The organism is Streptomyces sp. NPDC012935 (assembly GCF_042900345.1).
In the GTDB taxonomy this organism is placed as follows: domain Bacteria; phylum Actinomycetota; class Actinomycetes; order Streptomycetales; family Streptomycetaceae; genus Streptomyces.
The window spans coordinates 304,358-320,141 of record NZ_JBIBBC010000008.1 but is presented as its reverse complement, the minus strand read 5'-3'; the positions used below and the strand labels follow the sequence as shown (position 1 = coordinate 320,141).

The 15,784-nt window shown below is 69.9% G+C and carries 13 protein-coding genes; 10 read left to right on the top strand and 3 right to left on the bottom strand.

The window, feature by feature from the left end; genetic code table 11:
• Window positions 1-79: 79 nt before the first annotated feature.
• The 4 genes from ACFY5C_RS21795 to ACFY5C_RS21780 are packed head-to-tail and all read left to right on the top strand — an operon-like array spanning window position 80 to window position 5,759.
• Complete coding sequence (locus tag ACFY5C_RS21795) at window positions 80-1,696, top strand: carboxyl transferase domain-containing protein (protein ID WP_389446550.1); 1,617 nt, start codon at window positions 80-82, stop codon at window positions 1,694-1,696.
• Window positions 1,697-1,722: 26 nt separating this feature from the next.
• Entirely contained in the window at window positions 1,723-3,663 is a 1,941-nt protein-coding gene (locus ACFY5C_RS21790) for an acetyl-CoA carboxylase biotin carboxylase subunit (protein WP_389446698.1), read from the top strand.
• The gene (locus tag ACFY5C_RS21785) at window positions 3,660-4,592 is read left to right on the top strand and encodes a hydroxymethylglutaryl-CoA lyase (protein ID WP_389446548.1); all 933 of its coding nucleotides are present in this window, start codon (window positions 3,660-3,662) and stop codon (window positions 4,590-4,592) included. The genes ACFY5C_RS21790 and ACFY5C_RS21785 overlap by 4 nt, the downstream gene beginning before the upstream one ends.
• Window positions 4,593-4,598: 6 nt before the next feature.
• On the top strand, window positions 4,599-5,759 hold the full coding sequence (locus ACFY5C_RS21780; protein WP_389446546.1) for an acyl-CoA dehydrogenase family protein: 1,161 nt from the start codon (window positions 4,599-4,601) through the stop codon (window positions 5,757-5,759).
• 36 nt (window positions 5,760-5,795) lie between these two features.
• Here ACFY5C_RS21780 and ACFY5C_RS21775 read toward each other — a convergent pair whose 3' ends face one another.
• The 3 genes from ACFY5C_RS21775 to ACFY5C_RS21765 are packed head-to-tail and all read right to left on the bottom strand — an operon-like array spanning window position 5,796 to window position 8,298.
• The gene (locus ACFY5C_RS21775; protein WP_389446544.1) at window positions 5,796-6,920 is read right to left on the bottom strand and encodes a sensor histidine kinase; all 1,125 of its coding nucleotides are present in this window, start codon (window positions 6,918-6,920) and stop codon (window positions 5,796-5,798) included.
• Window positions 6,913-7,587, bottom strand: coding sequence for a response regulator transcription factor (locus ACFY5C_RS21770; RefSeq protein ID WP_389446543.1), 675 nt, complete (start codon window positions 7,585-7,587; stop codon window positions 6,913-6,915). The genes ACFY5C_RS21775 and ACFY5C_RS21770 overlap by 8 nt, the downstream gene beginning before the upstream one ends.
• 9 nt (window positions 7,588-7,596) lie before the next feature.
• Entirely contained in the window at window positions 7,597-8,298 is a 702-nt protein-coding gene (locus ACFY5C_RS21765; RefSeq protein ID WP_389446541.1) for a VanZ family protein, read from the bottom strand.
• A 251-nt stretch (window positions 8,299-8,549) separates the two neighbouring features.
• On the opposite strand from ACFY5C_RS21765, the gene ACFY5C_RS21760 reads away from it, so the two are divergent.
• From ACFY5C_RS21760 to ACFY5C_RS21735, 6 genes are all read left to right on the top strand, one after another.
• Complete coding sequence (locus ACFY5C_RS21760) at window positions 8,550-9,596, top strand: ABC transporter substrate-binding protein (protein WP_389446539.1); 1,047 nt, start codon at window positions 8,550-8,552, stop codon at window positions 9,594-9,596.
• Window positions 9,597-9,711: 115 nt separating this feature from the next.
• Window positions 9,712-10,521, top strand: a complete 810-nt coding sequence (locus tag ACFY5C_RS21755) for a siderophore-interacting protein (RefSeq protein ID WP_389446537.1) — start codon at window positions 9,712-9,714, stop codon at window positions 10,519-10,521.
• A 140-nt stretch (window positions 10,522-10,661) separates the two neighbouring features.
• On the top strand, window positions 10,662-12,104 hold the full coding sequence (desA, locus tag ACFY5C_RS21750) for a lysine decarboxylase DesA (RefSeq protein WP_389446535.1): 1,443 nt from the start codon (window positions 10,662-10,664) through the stop codon (window positions 12,102-12,104).
• Window positions 12,088-13,365 carry a lysine N(6)-hydroxylase/L-ornithine N(5)-oxygenase family protein gene (locus ACFY5C_RS21745; protein ID WP_389446533.1) on the top strand — a complete coding sequence of 426 codons (1,278 nt, stop codon included), beginning with the start codon at window positions 12,088-12,090 and terminating at the stop codon, window positions 13,363-13,365. The genes desA and ACFY5C_RS21745 overlap by 17 nt, the downstream gene beginning before the upstream one ends.
• On the top strand, window positions 13,362-13,910 hold the full coding sequence (locus ACFY5C_RS21740) for a GNAT family N-acetyltransferase (RefSeq protein ID WP_389446531.1): 549 nt from the start codon (window positions 13,362-13,364) through the stop codon (window positions 13,908-13,910). Before ACFY5C_RS21745 ends, ACFY5C_RS21740 begins: the two co-directional genes overlap by 4 nt.
• Window positions 13,907-15,679, top strand: coding sequence for an IucA/IucC family protein (locus tag ACFY5C_RS21735; protein WP_389446529.1), 1,773 nt, complete (start codon window positions 13,907-13,909; stop codon window positions 15,677-15,679). The genes ACFY5C_RS21740 and ACFY5C_RS21735 overlap by 4 nt, the downstream gene beginning before the upstream one ends.
• Window positions 15,680-15,784 lie beyond the last annotated feature (105 nt).

Below are 15,784 nucleotides of genomic sequence, written 5' to 3'. Positions count from 1 at the left end.
GGAGGTTAGCGGTCGTTAACCTGAAGGAAATGCGTTAACGCTCATTAACTGGTCGACCACTGGGTGAGGGGACCGCACGATGCACGAGGCACCGGAGCTTGCGAGCGCGGCAGATCCCGCGTCTCAGGCCTGGCAAGCCAATGAGGAGGCCCACCGGGCGCTCGTGGAGGAGCTGCGCGGCAAGCTCGCCGCCGCCCGTCTGGGAGGCGGCGAGAAGGCCCGCGTCCGGCACACCACGCGCGGGAAGCTGCTGCCGCGCGACCGCGTCGACGCCCTCCTCGACCCCGGCTCGCCCTTCCTGGAGCTCGCTCCGCTCGCGGCCGACGGCATGTACGACGGGCAGGCCCCGGCCGCCGGCGTCATCGCCGGTATCGGGCGGGTCAGCGGGCGCGAGTGCGTGATCGTCGCCAACGACGCCACGGTCAAGGGCGGGACGTACTACCCGATGACCGTGAAGAAGCACCTGCGCGCGCAGGAGGTGGCCCTGGAGAACCGCCTGCCGTGCCTCTACCTCGTCGACTCCGGCGGCGCCTTCCTGCCCATGCAGGACGAGGTCTTCCCGGACCGGGAGCACTTCGGGCGGATCTTCTACAACCAGGCCCGGATGTCGGGCGCCGGCATCCCGCAGATCGCCGCCGTGCTGGGCTCGTGCACCGCGGGCGGCGCCTACGTGCCCGCCATGAGCGACGAGGCCGTCATCGTCCGCAACCAGGGCACGATCTTCCTCGGCGGCCCCCCGCTGGTGAAGGCCGCCACCGGTGAGGTCGTCACGGCGGAGGAGCTGGGCGGCGGCGAGGTCCACTCCCGGGTGTCCGGCGTGACCGACCACCTCGCCGAGGACGACCCGCACGCGCTGCGGATCGTGCGGAACATCGTCGCGACGCTCCCCGCGCGCGGCAGCCTGCCCTGGGAGGTCACTCCCGCCACGGAACCGAAGGTCGACCCCTACGGCCTCTACGGCGCGGTCCCCGTCGACTCCCGCACCCCCTACGACGTACGCGAGATCATCGCGCGCGTGGTCGACGGCTCCCGCTTCTCGGAGTTCAAGTCCGAGTTCGGCCAGACCCTCGTCACCGGCTTCGCCCGTATCCACGGCCACCCGGTCGGCATCGTCGCCAACAACGGCATCCTGTTCTCCGAGTCCGCCCAGAAGGGCGCCCACTTCATCGAGCTGTGCGACCAGCGCGGCATCCCGCTGGTCTTCCTGCAGAACATCTCCGGCTTCATGGTCGGCAAGGACTACGAGGCGGGCGGCATCGCCAAGCACGGCGCCAAGATGGTCACGGCGGTGGCCTGCACCCGCGTGCCGAAGCTGACGGTCGTGGTCGGCGGGTCGTACGGCGCCGGGAACTACTCGATGTGCGGCCGCGCGTACTCCCCCCGCTTCCTGTGGATGTGGCCGGGCGCCAAGATCTCCGTCATGGGCGGCGAACAGGCCGCCTCCGTCCTCGCGACCGTCAAGCGGGACCAGTTGGAGGCACGGGGCGAGGACTGGCAGGCCGCGGACGAGGACGCGTTCAAGGCGCCGATCCGGGAGCAGTACGAGCGCCAGGGCAACGCCTACTACGCGACGGCCCGCCTCTGGGACGACGGCGTGATCGACCCGCTCGAGACCCGTCAGGTGCTGGGCCTCGCCCTGACCGCCTGTGCCAACGCGCCCCTGGGTGACCCCCAGTTCGGCGTCTTCCGGATGTGAGGGGGACTGTGCAGATGACGCAGACCATGTTCGACACGGTCCTCGTGGCCAACCGCGGCGAGATCGCCGTGCGCGTGATCCGTACGCTCCGCTCGCTGGGCGTGCGCTCGGTGGCCGTCTTCTCCGACGCGGACGCCGACGCCCGGCATGTCCGGGAGGCCGACACGGCGGTACGGATCGGTCCGGCGCCGGCCGCAGAGAGCTATCTGTCGGTGGAGCGGCTGCTGGAGGCGGCGGCCCGCTCCGGCGCCCAGGCCGTCCACCCCGGATACGGCTTCCTCGCGGAGAACGCCGGCTTCGCGCGCGCCTGCGCCGACGCCGGGCTGGTCTTCATCGGACCGCCCGCAGACGCCATCTCGCTGATGGGCGACAAGATCCGGGCCAAGGAGACGGTGAAGGCGGCCGGCGTCCCGGTCGTCCCGGGTTCCAGCGGCAGCGGGCTGACGGACGCCCAGCTCGCCGACGCCGCCCGCGAGATCGGCATGCCCGTGCTGCTCAAGCCGTCGGCCGGCGGTGGCGGCAAGGGCATGCGGCTGGTGCGGGACGCGGCCGTGCTGGGCGACGAGATCGCCGCCGCCCGCCGTGAGGCCCGCGCCTCCTTCGGTGACGACACGCTTCTCGTGGAGCGGTGGATCGACCGGCCCCGGCACATCGAGATCCAGGTCCTGGCCGACGGCCACGGGAACGTGGTCCACCTCGGGGAGCGCGAGTGCTCCCTGCAGCGGCGGCACCAGAAGATCATCGAGGAGGCGCCCAGTGTGCTGCTCGACGAGACGACCCGGGCCGCGATGGGCGAGGCGGCCGTACAGGCGGCGCGCTCCTGCGGGTACCGGGGCGCGGGCACGGTGGAGTTCATCGTGCCGGGCAGCGACCCCTCCTCGTACTACTTCATGGAGATGAACACCCGCCTCCAGGTCGAGCACCCGGTCACCGAGCTGATCACCGGACTCGACCTGGTGGAGTGGCAGCTGCGGGTGGCGGCGGGCGAGCCGCTGGCCTTCGCGCAGGAGGACGTACGGCTCACCGGGCACGCGGTCGAGGCCCGGATCTGCGCCGAGGACCCCGCGCGCGGGTTCCTCCCCTCGGGCGGCACGGTCCTCAGGCTGCGTGAGCCCCAGGGCGACGGCATCCGCACCGACTCCGGGCTCAGCGAGGGAACCGAGGTCGGCAGCCTGTACGACCCGATGCTGTCCAAGGTGATCGCGTACGGCCCCGACCGGGCCACGGCGCTGCGCAAGCTCCGGGCGGCTCTCGCGGAGACGGTGACGCTGGGCGTGCAGACGAACGCCGGGTTCCTGCGGCGGCTGCTCGCGCATCCGGCGGTCGTCGCGGGCGAGTTGGACACCGGGCTGGTCGAGCGCGTGGTGGACGACCTGGTCACCGCGGACGTACCCGACGAGGTCTACGAGGCGGCGGCGGCCGTACGGCTGGAGGCGCTGCGGCCGACGGGCGGCGGCTGGACGGACCCGTTCTCGGTGCCGAGCGGCTGGCGGCTCGGCGGGACCCCGAAGCCCGTCGGCTTCCCCCTGCGGGTGCAGGAGCCGGTGGAGTACGCCCCGCGCGGCTCCGCCACCGTTGCCGGAGACCGCGTGTCGGTGACCCTGGACGGCGTCCGGCACACCTTCGACCTCGCCGCCCTGCCGGACGGCACCTGGCTGGGCCGGGAGGGCGACGCCTGGCACGTGCGCGACCACGACCCGGTCGCCGCGTCCCTCACCGGAGCCGCGCACTCCGGCGCCGACTCCCTCACCGCGCCGATGCCGGGGACGGTCACCGTCGTGAAGGTGGCCGTCGGGGACGAAGTGGCCGCCGGGCAGAGCCTGCTGGTCGTCGAGGCGATGAAGATGGAGCACGTCATCTCCGCCCCGCATGCCGGCACGGTCGCCGAACTGGACGTCACACCCGGCACGACGGTCGCCATGGACCAGGTCCTGGCGGTCATCACCCCGGCGGAGGAGGACCGATGACGCTGCCGATGACGGTGCCTGCCGCGGACCTGCCCGCCCGGGTCCGCATCCACGAGGTCGGGGCGCGCGACGGCCTGCAGAACGAGAAGTCGACCGTGCCGACCGAGGTCAAGGCGGAGTTCGTGCGCCGCCTCGCCGAGGCGGGGCTGACGACGATCGAGGCCACCAGCTTCGTCCACCCCAAGTGGGTGCCCCAACTGGCCGACGCGGAGCAGCTGTTCCCGCTCGTCAGCGACCTCCCGGTGGCGCTCCCCGTCCTGGTCCCCAACGACCGCGGCCTGGACCGCGCCCTGGCCCTCGGCGCCCGCCGGGTCGCCGTCTTCGCCAGCGCCACGGAGTCCTTCGCCAAGGCCAACCTCAACCGGACGCTCGACGAGTCCCTGGCGGTCTTCGAGCCGGTCGTGGCCCGCGCCAAGGCCGAGGACATCCATGTCCGCGGCTATGTCTCCATGTGCTTCGGCGACCCCTGGGAGGGCGCGGTCCCGGTCCACCAGGTGGTCCGCGTGTGCAGGGCGCTGCGGGACATGGGCTGCGACGAGCTCAGCCTGGGCGACACGATCGGCGTCGCCACGCCCGGGCATGTGCGGGAACTGCTCTCCATGCTCAACGAGGAGGGTGTTCCCACGAACGTCATCGGCGTCCACTTCCACGACACCTACGGCCAGGCGCTCGCCAACACCTACGCCGCCCTGGAGCACGGCGTCACGACCGTCGACGCCTCGGCCGGCGGCCTCGGCGGCTGCCCCTACGCCAAGTCCGCCACCGGCAACCTCGCCACCGAAGACCTCGTGTGGATGCTGCGGGGCCTCGGCATCGACACCGGAGTCGACCTCGACCGCCTAGTCGCCACGAGCGCGTGGATGGCCGAGCAACTGGGCCGACCCAGCCCTTCCCGCACCGTACGAGCCCTGTCCCACAAGGAGCAGTGAACAGCCATGGACCACCGTCTCTCCCCCGAACTGGAGGAACTCCGCCGCACGGTGGAGGCGTTCGCCCACGATGTCGTGGCGCCCAAGATCGGCGACTTCTACGAGCGTCATGAGTTCCCGTACGAGATCGTGCGGGAGATGGGCCGCATGGGCCTGTTCGGCCTGCCGTTCCCCGAGGAGTACGGCGGCATGGGCGGTGACTACCTGGCGCTCGGCATCGCGCTGGAGGAGCTGGCCCGCGTGGACTCCTCGGTCGCCATCACCCTCGAGGCGGGCGTCTCTCTCGGCGCGATGCCGATCCACCTGTTCGGCACGGACGCCCAGAAGCGGGAGTGGCTGCCCCGCCTCTGCTCCGGCGAGATGCTCGGCGCCTTCGGCCTGACCGAGCCCGACGGCGGCTCGGACGCGGGCGCGACGCGCACCACGGCCCGCCTGGACGAGTCGACGAACGAGTGGGTGATCAACGGCACCAAGTGCTTCATCACCAACTCCGGTACGGACGTCACCGGCCTGGTCACGGTCACGGCGGTGACGGGCCGCAAGCCGGACGGCAAGCCGCTCATCTCGTCCATCATCGTCCCGTCCGGGACGCCCGGCTTCACGGTCGCGGCCCCCTACTCCAAGGTCGGTTGGAACGCCTCCGACACCCGTGAGCTGTCCTTTGCGGACGTCCGCGTCCCGGCGGCCAACCTCCTGGGCGAGGAGGGCCGTGGCTACGCCCAGTTCCTGCGCATCCTGGACGAGGGCCGCATCGCCATCGCGGCGCTCGCGACCGGCCTGGCGCAGGGCTGTGTGGACGAGTCGGTGAAGTACGCCAAGGAACGCCACGCCTTCGGCCGCCCCATCGGCGCCAACCAGGCCATCCAGTTCAAGATCGCCGACATGGAGATGAAGGCCCACACGGCCCGCCTGGCGTGGCGCGACGCGGCGAGCCGCCTGGTCGCAGGCGAGCCCTTCAAGAAGGAGGCGGCGCTCGCGAAGCTGTACTCCTCCACGATCGCCGTGGACAACGCCCGTGACGCCACCCAGGTCCACGGCGGCTACGGCTTCATGAACGAGTACCCGGTGGCCCGGATGTGGCGCGACTCCAAGATCCTGGAGATCGGCGAGGGCACGAGCGAGGTGCAGCGGATGCTGATCGCGCGGGAGTTGGGGCTGGTGGGCTGAGTCCCACCGCCGGACGGGCCCGCTGCCCCGGGAGCCTCAGCTCTCTTCGACGATCCAGCGGGCCCCGTCCGGGGAGGACACGCACGGTGTGCCGGGAAGCCGGACCGTGACGAGCAGACCGCCGGCGGGGCGCGGGGCGAGGTCGAGGGTCCCGTCGTGGGCGCGGACGATGCTGTGCACGATGGCCAGGCCGAGGCCGACGCCGGGGTGTTCGTCGGTGCGTACGCGTTCCGTGCCGCGCCGGAAGGGTTCGGTGAGGGTCGGGAGCAGTTCCGGTGGGAGCGGCGGGCCCGTGTTCTCGACCCGCAGCACGCTCGTGTCGCCGTGTGCCTCGGTGTGGACCGTCACGGTGCCGCTGGCGGGGAGGTTGTGGACGACGGCGTTCTGGACGAGGTTCGTCACCATCCGCAGCAGGAGCTCCGCGGAGCCGCCGGTCCGTGCCGCCCCGCCGGTGACGTCGAGCGTGGTCCCGCGCTGTTCGGCGAGGGGGAGCAGCGTTTCGGCGGCCTCTTCGGCGACGAGGGAGAGGTCGACGCTCTCGCGGCCGACGTTCCCCCGGTCGCTGCGGCTGAGCAGCAGCAGGGCCTCGGTGAGATCGATCGCCCGCGTATTGGCCGCGTGCAGGCGTTCGATGAGTTCGCCCCGGTCCCGGGTGGGGTCCTTGCGGGCGACGTCGAGGAGCGTGCGCGAGATGGCCAGCGGGGTGCGCAGTTCATGGGAGGCGTTCGCGGCGAACCTCTGCTGCTCGGCGACGTGCGACTCGAGTTGTCCGAGCATCGAGTCGAACACGTCGGAGAGTTCACGGAACTCGTCCCGGCGTCCCTTCATGCGGATCCGGTGGGACAGCGACCCGTTCCCGGCCCTCCGTGCCGCGTCCGTGATCTGGGTGAGCGGTGCCAGCATCCGGCCGGCGAGGATCCATCCGCCTACGAGGCCGAACACGAGCAGGAGGCCCATCGCCACGGCCGCGGCGGGGGCGAACGTGCGCACAAGCAGGTAGCGGTTGGGCGAGGCCCCCAGTAGGCCCTGGGAGTTGTCGGGCACGTAGCGCAACAGGAACCCCCACACCACGGCCAGCAGGAGAGCGCCGGCGACGGCGAGGAACCCGGCGTAGCTGAGGGTGAGTTTCAGTCGGGCGCTGAGCCCTGGGCGCCTATTCATGCGGGGGACTGCTGTCGATCCGGTAGCCGACGCCGGGCACCGTGGCGATGATCCACGGTTCGCCGAGCCGTTTGCGCAGTGCGGAGACGGTGATGCGCACGGCGTTGGTGAGGGGGTCGGCGTTCTCGTCCCAGGCCCGTTCGAGCAGCTCTTCGGCACTGACGACCCCGCCCTCGGCGGCCACGAGGACTTCGAGGACGGCGAACTGTTTGCGGGTGAGCGCGACGTAGCGTCCGTCGCGGAAGACCTCCCGGCGGAAGGGATCGACCCGCAGGCCCGCCATCTCGCGGACCGGGGGCCGGGCGTACGCGCGCCTGCGGTCGAGCGCCCGCAGCCGCAGGACGAGTTCCCGGAGCTCGAACGGTTTGGTGAGGTAGTCGTCGGCGCCGATCCCGAACCCGGAGGCCTTGTCGTCGATCCGGTCGGCAGCGGTGAGCATGAGGATCGGGATGCCGCTGCCGGAGGCGACGATGCGCCGGGCGACCTCGTCGCCGGAGGGACCGGGGATGTCGCGGTCGAGGACCGCGAGGTCGTAGGAGTTGACGCCGAGCAGTTCCAGGGCGGTGCCGCCGTCGCCTGCGATGTCGGCGGCGATCGCCTCCAGCCGTAGACCGTCACGGACGGCTTCGGCCAGGTCGGGCTCGTCCTCCACGATCAGTACGCGCATGTGCGGAGCCTAGGCAGCGGAACGTATCGCCGACGTATGGTCCGGCGGCGTCTGTGCCGAAGTGCGCCACCAGCGGCGCGAGGCCAGCGCGGCCAGCACGGCGCCGGCGGCGTTGACGAGGACGTCGTCCACGGACGACACCCGGTCCAGGCGCAGCACGTACTGTGCGGTCTCGACCAGGACCGAGCAGCCCGCCCCGAGCGCCAGGATCCGCGGCACGGACGCCAGCGCCGCGAACCGCATCGGGGCGAAGAACCCCAGTGACGCGAAGACCAGCAGGTTGCCGACGATCCCGAGCGGCCCCATCGTGACCAGGTCCCGCAGCGGTACCAGGCTCACCCGGGCGGGGGCGATGCCGGGCGCGGCGCCCGGCATCATGGTCAGCCACAGGAACGGCACGGTCCCGTGGACCATGCCCACCTCGGCCAGCGACTTCCGCCAGGCCGACGTGACCCCGGCGGCACGCCGAAGGCGCGTCAGCGCCCACGCCACCAGCATGGCCAACGGCAGCGCGACCAACGTCATGAGCACCACACCGTTGAACGTGTCGAAGCAGCCATGCCACCGCCCCGCCATGCACCTCGGAGCGGACATCATGAGCGGCCCCCGCACGACGAACAGGGCGCCCGCGACGCCGAGGACCGCCAGACCGAGGGACACGATGCTGCGGGTGCGGCGAGGGGGTGCCGACAGGGTTGCGTTGGAGTCCATGCCCCCATTGGAGACGGAGGGCCCGTTGCCATGGCGTATGCGATTTTCGATACGCCCGCGATACCCGCGATCGGGTTTCAACAAGCCCTCAATGCAAGGAGGTTGAGGCCTGTTGAGTTAGGTACGCATCTCTCAGCACACGCACAGCTTCGATCACAAGGCCCCCACCCCTGGGAGATCAGCTCAGGTTAGGCTAACCTACCTTCGAATTGTCCGGCCGGTGATCAACCCTGTTCGAAAGCAGCGTACCCATGTCCAACGCAAGAGCCACCCACCTCACCCGTCGCGGCATCCTCGCCGCGGGCGGCGCCCTCGGCCTGGGCGCCGTGCTCGCAGCCTGCGGGGACGACGACGCGAAAAACGGTGGCTCGGACGAGGCCACGACCGCTGCCAAGTCCGGCCCCTGGGCGTTCAAGGACGACCGCGGCACCACCGTGAAGCTCGACAAGGTCCCCACCAAGATCGTGGCCTTCGTCGGTGTCGCCGCCGCCCTCCACGACTACGGCATCGAGGTCAAGGGCGTCTTCGGCCCGACCAAGACGCAGGACGGCAAGGCCGACGTCCAGGCCGGCGACATGGACGTCAGCAAGCTGACCGTCTTCGGCAACGTCTGGGACCAGTTCAACGTCGAGGAGTACGCGGCGTTCGCCCCCGAGGTCCTCATCTCCACGACCTTCGACAACGCGGGCACCCTCTGGTACGTCCCTGAGGCCTCCAAGGACAAGATCGCCAAGCTCGCTCCGAGCGCCGCGATCTCCGTCTACGACCGTCCGATCACCCAGCCGCTGCAGAAGATGTGGGAGCTGGCGGAGTCCCTCGGCGCGGACATGAAGGCCGACAAGGTCACCCAGGCCAAGAAGGACTTCGAGGCCGCCGCGGAGCGTCTGCGCAAGGCCGCCAAGGCCCGCCCCGAGATCAAGGTGATGGCCGGTTCCGCGAGCCAGGACATCTTCTACGTCTCCGGCACGAACCTCTCCATCGACCTCGAGTACTTCAAGTCCCTCGGCGTGAAGTTCGTCGAGCCGCCGGAGAGCGCCAAGAAGGAGGGCGGCGGCTGGTTCGAGAGCCTCAGCTGGGAGAACGTCGACAAGTACCCGGCCGACATCATCATGATGGACGACCGCTCCTCGACGATCCAGCCGGCCGACATCTCCGAGGCCACCTGGAAGAAGCTGCCCGCGGTGAAGGCCGGCCAGGTCATCGCCCGCTCCCCCGAGCCGATCCTGTCCTACGACAAGTGCACGCCGCTGCTGACGAGCCTTGCCGAGGCGATCGAAAAGGCGAAGAAGGTCGCCTAGCCAAGGGCCCCTTGAGGTTGCGGGGCGACTGCGGGTCCGTTGTGGCTGGTCGCGCAGTTCCCCGCGCCCCTAAAAGCAGGTCGGATCCCCTGACGTCGATTCGGGAGTTACCCCCATGACCACCGCTGTCGCCGCCCCGTTCCGTTTCTTTTCCCTTCAGGTCGTACGGACGCGGCGGCTCGGGCCGTCCATGGTCCGGGTCACCTTCGCCGGGAGCGATCTGCACGCCTTCCACTCCGACGGGCACGACCAGTCCCTGTCGCTGTTCCTGCCGCACCCGGGCCAGAGCGAGCCGCAGGTTCCCCTCGAGCTCGGCGACGGCTGGTGGCAGGGATGGCGTGAACTCCCTGACGACGTCCGCGCCGTGATGCGGTCGTACACCCTGCGCGCGCTTCGCCGGGACCCCGACGAGATCGACATCGACTTCGTCCTGCACACCCCCGCCGGGCCCGCCTCGCACTGGGCCGCCCGCGCCACCGCCGGTGACCGGGTCCTGCTGCTCGGTCCCGCCATCGCCGACAACCGCGCGATCCGGTTCCGGCCGCCGCAGGACACCGACCTGGTCGTCATCTGGGGCGACGACACCGCCGTACCCGCCGTCTCCGCCATCCTCGAAACCCTGCCCGCCGGCACCCGCGCCCGGGTGTGGCTGGAGGTGCACGACGCCGGGGACGTCCAGGACCTGGCGACCGAGGCCGACGCCGAGATCACCTGGCTGGTGCAGGAGGACGGCCTCGCTGCCGTCCGCACCGGCGAACTGCCGCCCGCCGAGCGTCCGTACGTCTGGATCGCCGGTGAGTCCGGCCGTGTGAAGGCGTTGCGCCGGCACTTCGTCGGTGAGCGCGGGATCGACCGGCGCCGGGTGACGTTCGTCGGCTACTGGCGCCAGGGGATGACCGAGGAACAGCTGCGCGCCGCCGAGTAGTTACCGCTGGGAGCCACGTGATCACAGTCACGGTCGAGGCTGCCCTGAGTTCGCGTCACTTAGGTTAGGCTAACCTAAGTTCACACACGCATCCCCCGCACCCCGCACCACACGGCCCGTCCCCACCGGAGGACCTCCCCATGCGCTCGCACCTGCTCAATGACACGACCGCGGAGCAGTACCGCCGCTCCGTGACCGAAGGTATAGAGCGGGTGGCAGCCAAACTCGCCGCCACCGACCGTCCGTTCACCGGTGTCACCGTCGACGCCCTCGCCCCGACCATCGACGCGATCGACCTCGACCAGCCGCTGCACGACCCCGCCGCGGTCCTCGACGAGCTGGAGGACGTCTACCTCCGGGACGCGATCTACTTCCACCACCCCCGCTACCTCGCCCACCTCAACTGCCCGGTCGTCATCCCGGCCGTGCTCGGCGAGGCGATCCTCTCCGCCGTCAACTCCTCCCTGGACACCTGGGACCAGTCGGCCGGCGGCACCCTCATCGAGCGCAAGCTCATCGACTGGACGACCGCCCGAATAGGCCTCGGCGAGAACGCCGACGGTGTCTTCACCTCCGGCGGCACGCAGTCCAACCTCCAGGCACTGCTGCTGGCCCGCGAGGAGGCGAAGACCGACTCCTTCGCCAAACTGCGTATCTTCGCCTCCGAGGTCAGCCACTTCAGCGTGAAGAAGTCGGCGAAACTGCTCGGCCTCGGCCAGGACGCGGTGGTCTCCATCCCCGTCGACCACGACAAGCGCATGCAGACCGTCGCGCTCGCCCATGAGCTGGAGCGCTGCAAGAAGGACGGCCTGGTCCCGATGGCCGTCGTCGCCACCGCCGGCACCACCGACTTCGGCTCCATCGACCCGCTGCCCGAGATCGCCGAGCTGTGCGAGCAGTTCGGCACCTGGATGCACGTCGACGCCGCCTACGGCTGCGGTCTGCTCGCCTCCGTGAAGTACCGGGGCCGAATCGACGGCATCGAGCGCGCCGACTCCGTCACCGTCGACTACCACAAGTCCTTCTTCCAGCCGGTCAGTTCCTCGGCCGTGCTGGTCCGGGACGCCTCGACGCTGCGCCACGCCACCTACCACGCGGAGTACCTCAACCCGCGCCGTATGGTCACCGAGCGCATCCCCAACCAGGTCGACAAGTCCCTGCAGACGACCCGCCGTTTCGACGCCCTCAAGCTGTGGATGACCCTGCGCACCATGGGCGCCGACGGCATCGGGCAGCTCTTCGACGAGGTCTGCGACCTGGCGGTGGAGGGCTGGAAGCTGCTGGCCGCCGACCCGCGCTTCGACGTCGTGGTCGAGCCGACCCTGTCCACCCTGGTCTACCGCTACATCCCGGCGGCCGTCACCGACCCCGCCGAGATCGACCGCGCCAACCTGTACGCCCGCAAGGCCCTGTTCGCCTCCGGCGACGCGGTGGTAGCGGGCACCAAGGTGGGCGGCCGCCACTACCTGAAGTTCACCCTGCTCAACCCCGAGACGACGACCGACGACATCGCCGCCGTCCTCGACCTGATCGCCGGCCACGCCGAGCAGTACCTGGGAGAGTCCCTTGACCGCGCGTCCTGAAAACCCGACCAGAACCCATGACTTCGTGGGGATCGGGCTCGGCCCGTTCAACCTCGGCCTCGCCTGCCTGACCGAGCCGATCGACGAGCTCGACGGCGTCTTCCTGGAGTCGAAGCCGGACTTCGAATGGCACGCGGGCATGTTCCTGGACGGTGCCCACCTCCAGACCCCGTTCATGTCGGACCTGGTCACGCTGGCCGACCCGACCTCGCCGTACTCCTTCCTGAACTACCTCAAGGAGAAGGGCCGGCTGTACTCGTTCTACATCCGGGAGAACTTCTACCCGCTGCGGGTCGAGTACGACGACTACTGCCGCTGGGCCGCGAACAAGCTGAGCAGCATCCGCTTCAGCACGACGGTCGCCGAGGTGACGTACGAGGAAGACCTGTACGTCGTGACGACGACCGCCGGTGACACCTACCGCGCCCGTCACCTGGTCCTCGGCACCGGCACCCCGCCCTTCATACCGGAGGCCTGCCAGGGCCTGGGCGGTGACTTCATCCACAACTCCCGCTATCTGCAGAACAAGGCGGAGCTGCAGAAGAAGGAGTCGATCACGCTGGTCGGCTCCGGGCAGTCCGCCGCGGAGATCTACTACGACCTGCTCAGCGAGATCGACGTCCACGGCTACCGGCTGAACTGGGTCACCCGCTCCCCGCGCTTCTTCCCGCTGGAGTACACCAAGCTCACGCTGGAGATGACCTCCCCGGAGTACGTCGACTACTTCCGCGAGCTGCCGGAGGCGACCCGCTACCGCCTCACCGCCGAGCAGAAGGGCCTGTTCAAGGGCATCGACGGCGACCTGATCAACGAGATCTTCGACCTGCTCTACCAGAAGAACCTCGGCGGCCCGGTCCCCACCCGGCTGCTCACCAACTCCTCGCTGAACGGCGCGGCGTACGAGAACGGTACGTACACCCTGTCCTTCCGCCAGGAGGAGCAGCAGAAGGACTTCGACCTCCAGTCCCAGGGCCTGGTCCTGGCCACCGGCTACAAGTACGCCGAGCCGGAGTTCCTCGCGCCCGTCAAGGACCGGCTGGTCTACGACTCCCGGGGCAACTTCGACGTCGCCCGCAACTACGCCGTCGACGTCACCGGCCGCGGCGTCTTCCTGCAGAACGCCGGCGTCCACACGCACAGCATCACGAGCCCGGACCTGGGCATGGGCCCGTACCGCAACGCCTACATCATCCGCGAGCTGCTCGGCACCGAGTACTACCCGGTCGAGAAGACGATCGCGTTCCAGGAGTTCTCCGTATGAGCACCACAGACATCGGCACGTTCACCGTCCGCCCGCTCGACCCCCTGAAGGACGCCGAGCTGCTGCACCGCTGGGTCACCGACCCCAAGGCGGCCTTCTGGATGATGCAGGACGCGAAACTCCAGGACGTCGAGCGCGAGTACATGCGCATCGCGGCGCACGAGCACCACCACGCGTACCTCGGCCTGCACGACGGCGAACCGGCCTTCCTGATGGAGAAGTACGACCCCCGGTACGTCGAGCTGGTCGGCCTGTACGACCCCGAGCCCGGCGACGTCGGCATGCACTTCCTGGTCGCCCCCACCGACCGCCCGATCAGCGGCTTCACCAGGGCCGTCATCACCGCCGTGATGGACGAGCTGTTCGCCGACCCGCACACCCGCCGGATCGTCGTGGAACCCGACGTGGGCAACAAGGCCGTGCACGCGCTGAACGAGGCCGTCGGCTTCGTGCCCGAACGTGAGATCGACAAGCCGGAGAAGCGCGCGCTGCTGAGCTTCTGCACACGCGCACAGTTCCTGGCCGCCCGAGGAGTAGCTGTATGACCCTGTCCGACGCCGTAGCGCATCTGTCCCCCCACCGCTGGGCGCGGGCCAACCGCCTCCTGATCCGCAAGGGCCTCGCCGAGTTCGCCCACGAGCGGCTCATCACGCCGGAGGCCACCGGCGCCGGCGAGTACGTCGTGCGCAGCGACGACGGTCTGACGCGGTACACCTTCAAGGCGGTGATCCGGGCCCTCGACCACTGGCAGGTCGACGCCGACTCGATCACCCGCCACCGGGACGGCGCCGAACTCCCGCTCGCCGCCCTGGACTTCTTCATCGAGCTGCAGAAGTCGCTGGGCCTGAGCGACGAGGTCCTGCCGGTCTACCTGGAGGAGATCTCCTCCACCCTCTCCGGCACCTGCTACAAGCTCACCAAGCCGCAGGTCCCGGTCGCCGAGCTGGTGAAGAGCGGCTTCCAGGCCATCGAGACCGGCATGACCGAGGGCCACCCCTGCTTCGTGGCCAACAACGGGCGGCTCGGCTTCGGCATCCACGAGTACCTGTCGTACGCCCCCGAGACCGCGAGCCCCGTCCGGCTGGTCTGGCTGGCGGCGCACCGCGACCGGGCGGCCTTCACGGCCGGTGTCGGCATCGAGTACGAGTCCTTCGTCCGGCAGGAGCTGGGCGAGGAGACCGTCGAGCGCTTCAACGGCGTCCTGCGCGACCAGGACCTCGACCCCGCCGACTACCTCCTGATCCCCGTCCACCCCTGGCAGTGGTGGAACAAGCTCACCGTCACCTTCGCCGCCGAGGTCGCCCGCAGGCACCTCGTCTGCGTCGGCGAGGGCGACGACGAGTACCTGGCCCAGCAGTCGATCCGGACCTTCTTCAACCGGTCCAGCCCCGAGAAGCACTACGTGAAGACGGCCCTGTCCGTCATCAACATGGGCTTCATGCGCGGCCTCTCGGCGGCGTACATGGAGGCGACCCCGGCCATCAACGACTGGCTCGCCCAGCTCATCGACAACGACCCGGTGCTGCGGGACACCGGCCTGTCGATCATCCGCGAGCGCGCCGCCGTCGGCTACCGGCATCTGGAGTACGAGGCGGCGACGGACCGCTACTCGCCGTACCGCAAGATGCTGGCGGCCCTGTGGCGCGAGAGCCCGGTCGCGTCCCTGAAGGAGGGGGAGTCGCTGGCCACGATGGCCTCCCTCGTCCACGTCGACGACGAGGGCGCGTCCTTCGCGGGTGCGCTGATCGCGCAGTCGGGGCTGACGCCGGTGGAGTGGCTGCGCCGCTACCTGAAGGCGTACTACACCCCGCTGCTGCACAGCTTCTACGCCTACGACCTCGTCTTCATGCCGCACGGCGAGAACGTCATCCTGGCCCTGAAGGACGGCGTCGTCGAGCGCGCGATCTACAAGGACATCGCCGAGGAGATCGCGGTCATGGACCCGGACGCGGTGCTGCCGCCGACGGTCGAGCGGCTGCGCGTGGAGGTCCCCGAGGACAAGAAGCTCCTGTCCATCTTCACGGACGTCTTCGACTGCTTCTTCCGCTTCCTCGCCGCGAACCTCGCGGCCGAGGGAATCCTGGCGGAGGACGACTTCTGGCGTACGGTCGCCGAGGTCACCCGGGACTACCAGCACTCGGTGCCCGAACTCGCCGACAAGTTCAAGCAGTACGACATGTTCGCCCCCGAGTTCGCGCTGTCCTGCCTCAACCGCCTCCAGCTGCGCAACAACAAGCAGATGGTGGACCTGGCGGACCCGGCGGGCGCCCTCCAGCTGGTGGGCAACCTGAAGAACCCGATAGCGGGCCTGTAGCCCACGGCCCCACAAGGACAGACGGGCACCCCGGGGTACGGTCCCCCGGGGTGCCCGTCGGCGCATCTAAGGGGCCTCGGCGGCGACGCCCTCAAGGGGCGCGGG

Bases quoted from the DNA above. Each gene is read 5' to 3' on its own strand.
- ACFY5C_RS21785 (WP_389446548.1), top strand. From the start codon at position 3,660: ATGACGCTGCCGATGACGGTGCCTGCCGCGGACCTGCCCGCCCGGGTC.
- ACFY5C_RS21790 (WP_389446698.1), top strand. From the start codon at position 1,723: ATGTTCGACACGGTCCTCGTGGCCAACCGCGGCGAGATCGCCGTGCGC.
- ACFY5C_RS21740 (WP_389446531.1), top strand. From the start codon at position 13,362: ATGAGCACCACAGACATCGGCACGTTCACCGTCCGCCCGCTCGACCCC.
- ACFY5C_RS21795 (WP_389446550.1), top strand. From the start codon at position 80: ATGCACGAGGCACCGGAGCTTGCGAGCGCGGCAGATCCCGCGTCTCAG.
- ACFY5C_RS21770 (WP_389446543.1), bottom strand. From the start codon at position 7,587: ATGCGCGTACTGATCGTGGAGGACGAGCCCGACCTGGCCGAAGCCGTC.
- ACFY5C_RS21760 (WP_389446539.1), top strand. From the start codon at position 8,550: ATGTCCAACGCAAGAGCCACCCACCTCACCCGTCGCGGCATCCTCGCC.
- ACFY5C_RS21780 (WP_389446546.1), top strand. From the start codon at position 4,599: ATGGACCACCGTCTCTCCCCCGAACTGGAGGAACTCCGCCGCACGGTG.
- desA (WP_389446535.1), top strand. From the start codon at position 10,662: ATGCGCTCGCACCTGCTCAATGACACGACCGCGGAGCAGTACCGCCGC.
- ACFY5C_RS21755 (WP_389446537.1), top strand. From the start codon at position 9,712: ATGACCACCGCTGTCGCCGCCCCGTTCCGTTTCTTTTCCCTTCAGGTC.
- ACFY5C_RS21735 (WP_389446529.1), top strand. From the start codon at position 13,907: ATGACCCTGTCCGACGCCGTAGCGCATCTGTCCCCCCACCGCTGGGCG.
- ACFY5C_RS21775 (WP_389446544.1), bottom strand. From the start codon at position 6,920: ATGAATAGGCGCCCAGGGCTCAGCGCCCGACTGAAACTCACCCTCAGC.
- ACFY5C_RS21765 (WP_389446541.1), bottom strand. From the start codon at position 8,298: ATGGACTCCAACGCAACCCTGTCGGCACCCCCTCGCCGCACCCGCAGC.